This is a genomic window from Nocardioides sp. P5_C9_2, from assembly GCF_054049555.1.
The window spans coordinates 1-3,833 of the sequence record NZ_JBFUMD010000385.1 but is presented as its reverse complement, the minus strand read 5'-3'; the positions used below and the strand labels follow the sequence as shown (position 1 = coordinate 3,833).

At 74.1% G+C, this 3,833-nt stretch carries 4 protein-coding genes; 2 read left to right on the top strand and 2 right to left on the bottom strand.

The window, feature by feature from the left end; genetic code table 11:
* Positions 1–682, top strand: a 682-nt coding sequence (locus tag ACXJKL_RS16590) for a sensor histidine kinase (protein ID WP_457208124.1), incomplete at its 5' end; no start/stop codon positions are given.
* A 30-nt stretch (positions 683–712) separates the two neighbouring features.
* Positions 713–1,633: a homocysteine S-methyltransferase gene (gene mmuM / locus ACXJKL_RS16585; RefSeq protein WP_457208123.1), complete on the top strand. Its 921-nt coding sequence runs from the start codon at positions 713–715 to the stop codon at positions 1,631–1,633.
* Positions 1,634–1,636: 3 nt separating this feature from the next.
* On the opposite strand, the gene ACXJKL_RS16580 is transcribed toward mmuM, so the two are convergent.
* Entirely contained in the window at positions 1,637–3,118 is a 1,482-nt protein-coding gene (locus ACXJKL_RS16580) for an NAD-dependent succinate-semialdehyde dehydrogenase (RefSeq protein ID WP_457208122.1), read from the bottom strand.
* Positions 3,115–3,630, bottom strand: coding sequence for a 2-oxo acid dehydrogenase subunit E2 (locus ACXJKL_RS16575; protein ID WP_457208121.1), 516 nt, complete (start codon positions 3,628–3,630; stop codon positions 3,115–3,117). The genes ACXJKL_RS16580 and ACXJKL_RS16575 overlap by 4 nt, the downstream gene beginning before the upstream one ends.
* Positions 3,631–3,833 lie beyond the last annotated feature (203 nt).

Below are 3,833 nucleotides of genomic sequence, written 5' to 3'. Positions count from 1 at the left end.
GGCCGCGACCCTGGACACCCTCCTGGACAAGGTGTCGGCGGCCATCCGCTCCGAGCAGCGGCTCACCTCCGAGCTCGCCCACGAGCTGCGCACCCCCCTCACCGCCGTCCAGGGGACGGCTGACCTCGCGCTCCTCGACGAGGGCCTCTCCCCCGAGGCGCGCGAGACGATGGAGGAGGTCGCGGCGGCCGCGCGCCGGATGGCCACCACGATCACCACCCTCCTCGAGGTGGCCCGCACGGAGGCCGGGACCCGGGACGCCGCCTCCAGCTCCCTCGCCGACGTCGTCGAGGAGGTGCTCCGCACCGTCGCGCACGAGCGTGTGGACGTGGTCGTCTCGGTGGCCGACCAGCGGGTGGCGGCTCCGCCGGCGATCCTGGCCCGGGCCCTGACCCCCCTCGTGGAGAACGCCGTGCGCATCGCCCGGACGCAGGTCGTGGTCTCGTCCCCGGACACGGCTGCGGGCTCCGGCGACGTACGGCTCCTCGTCGAGGACGACGGACCGGGCATCGAGGATCCGACCGATGACGTCTTCCTGCCCGGGACCAGCTCGTCGGGGGGGTCGGGCGCGGGCCTCGGGCTGGCCATCGCCCGGAGGATGGCCCGCAGCGTGGGCGGTGAGGTCACCCTGGCCCGGCCGCAGGGCCCGACGCGCTTCGAGCTGCGGCTTCCCCGCGCCTGAGCGGACCCCGTCGTACGGGAGGATGACGTCATGCCCGCGACCAGCCCCACGCCCGTGGCCACCGACCGCCCCGTCGTCCTCGACGGGGGCCTCTCGACCGCACTGGAGGCCCTGGGAGCGGACCTCGGCTCCGCCCTGTGGACGGCACGGCTGCTCAGCGACGCGCCGCAGCTCGTCGTGGACGCCCATCGCGCCTTCTTCGACGCGGGCGCCGAGGTGGCGATCGCGGCCAGCTACCAGGCCAGCGTGCCCACCCTCGTCGCTGCCGGCTTCGACGAGCACGAGGCGACCAGGCTGATCACGTCCAGCGTCGCGCTGGCGCGGCGGGCCCGTGACGAGGCCGCCGGGGCCTCGTCGGGCGACGGGCGTCGGCTCCTCGTCGCCGCCTCGGTCGGCCCGTACGGCGCCGTGCTCGCCGACGGCTCGGAGTACCGCGGTCGCTACGGGCTCTCGGACCGCGAGCTGCGGGACTTCCACGCACCGCGCCTCGAGCTGCTCGCCTCGGCCGGACCCGACCTGCTCGCGGTGGAGACCATCCCTGACGTCGACGAGGCGCGGGTCCTGGTGCCCCTCCTCGACGAGATCGGCATCCCGGCCTGGCTCACCTACTCCGTCCGGGAGGGGCGGACCAGTGCCGGGCAGTCGCTCACCGAGGCGTACGACGCCCTCGCGGGCTCCACCTCGCTGGTCGCCGCGGGCGTCAACTGCTCCCGGCCCGACGAGGTCCTCGGCGCCGTACGGGCCAGCGTCGGGGCCACCGGGCTGCCCGCCGTCGCCTACCCCAACAAGGGCGGGCGCTGGGACAGCGCGACCCGGACCTGGGAGGGCCCGTCGGGGCTCGACATCGGGCTCGTCGAGGCCTGGGTGGGTGCCGGAGCCCACTACGTCGGAGGGTGCTGCGGCACCGGGCCGGAGGACATCGCGGCGCTGGCCGCCGCGCTCGCCGACTGAGGCTCACAGGCGGGAGGGACGCACCCCGACGTACCTGGTCTCGAGGTACTCCTCGATGCCCTCGGCCCCGCCCTCCCGGCCGAACCCCGAGGCCTTGACACCACCGAACGGCGCAGCGGGGTTGGACACGATGCCCTGGTTGACGCCGAGCATCCCGACGTCGATCCGTTCCATCAGTTGCCATGCCGTGTCGAGGTCGCGCGTGAAGGCATAGGCCGCCAGCCCGTACTCCGTGTCGTTGGCCAGCTCGACCGCCTCGTCCAGGGTGGCGAAGGAGGTGACCGGCGCGACCGGACCGAAGATCTCCTCGTGGAGCAGCCCGGCATCGCGGGGTACGTCGCGCAGCACCGTGGGCGGGTAGAACCACCCCGGCCCACCCTGGGCCTGACCGCCCACCAGCACCTCGGCGCCGGCGTCCACCGCGCCCCCGACCAGGGCCGCCACCTTGTCGCGGGACACCTCGTCGATCAGCGGGCCCACCTGCACACCGGCCCCGGTGCCGCGTCCGACCACCATCGCGCCCATGCGCGACGCCAGTCGGTCCGAGAACTCCGCGGCGACGCTGTCGTGCACGATGAAGCGGTTGGCCGCGGTGCAGGCCTCTCCCATGTTGCGCATCTTGGCGAGCATCGCCCCGTCGACGGCCGCRTCGAGGTCGGCGTCGGCGAGCACCAGGAACGGGGCGTTGCCGCCGAGCTCCATCGACACGCGCAGCAGGCGCTGGGCCGACTGCTCGACCAGTCGCCGACCGACGTCGGTCGAGCCGGTGAAGGTGAGCTTGCGCGTACGCGGGTCGCGGACGAGCGGCTCCATCACCTCTCCGCTGGAGCTGGTGGTGATGACGTTGAGCACGCCGTCCGGAAGGCCCGCCTCGGACATGAGCCGGGCGAAGGCCAGCATCGACAGGGGTGTCTGGGCGGCGGGCTTGACCACCATGGTGCAGCCCGAGGCGACCGCCGGGCCCACCTTGCGCGTCCCCATCGCCAGGGGGAAGTTCCACGGCGTGATCATCAGCGTCGGACCCACCGGGCGCTTGAGCGTCAGCAACCGGGTCGCACCGTCGGGCGAGGTCGAGTAGCGACCCGCGACCCGCACCGCCTCCTCGCTGAACCAGCGCAGGAACTCCGCGGCGTACGTCACCTCGGCCCGGCTCTCGGCGAGCGGCTTGCCCATCTCCAGGGTCATGAGCAGCGCGAGGTCGTCGATCCGCTCGCGCATCAGCTCGAAGCCTCGCCGCAGGATCTCGCCCCGTTCACGGGGCGGCATGTCGGCGAAGGACTCCTGGTGGGCCACTGCCGCGTCGAGGGCCCGCACACCGTCGGCCGGTGAGGCGTCGGCGACCTCGGCCAGTACCTCACCCGTGGCGGGGTCGTGGACGGGAACCGTGCGGGCGCCGTCGGCGGCCACCTCGAGACCCTCGATCCACAGCCCGGTGGGGACGGCGTCGACGACGCGTCGCTCGTCGTCCGGGGAGGTCCCGGTCATGCGGCACCACCCTCGAGCCCGTGCCGCACGGACTGCAGGAACCGCGCAGCGTCGCCGCCACCGAGGAGTCGCGGGTCGTAGCTGAGCGACAGGTGCGCCATGGCCCGCACGACGATCGCCTCGCCGCCGTCGGACGTCCTCACGACCGGTCGTCGTACCACCGCACCGATGCCCAGGACCGTGGAGCGGTCCCGACCCAGGAGGGGGGTGTCCAGCAGTGCTCCGAGGCTGCCGGTGTCGACGACCGCGAACGTGTGGTCGACGTCCGAGGGCCGTCCCGCCGCGATCCGGCGCGCCAGCGCGACCGTGGTGAGGTCGGCCGCGTCCTCGACGACGGCACGGGGCGTCCCGTCGGCGTCGAGGACGGCGAGGTGCACCGCGCTGGACCGGGTCGGGGTGCCCGTGTCCGGGTCGACCCGGCCGAGGACCCCGGGATGCGCGTCGGTCGAACGGACCGCGGCCGCGGCGACGGTGGCGAGCACCATCTCCTGCGGGAGGTCCGTCAGGTCCACCTCGACCATGGTCGTCAGCTGGGTCGCGGCGACGACAGGTCGCGGACCACCACTCCCGGCGACGGCGGTCCCTTGCCGTGCGCGGACCCGGGCCCGAGGGGAGTCGTGGTGTCGCGGCCGGCCTCGCCGGGGGCGGGCACCGGACGGCGCGGACACGGTCATCCCTTCATCGCCTGCTCGATCTCGTCACGGATGCGGTCCAG

What these genes read in the sequence shown, in the direction of transcription:
- mmuM (WP_457208123.1), top strand. Translation starts at nt 713, where the DNA reads ATGCCCGCGACCAGCCCCACGCCCGTGGCCACCGACCGCCCCGTCGTC.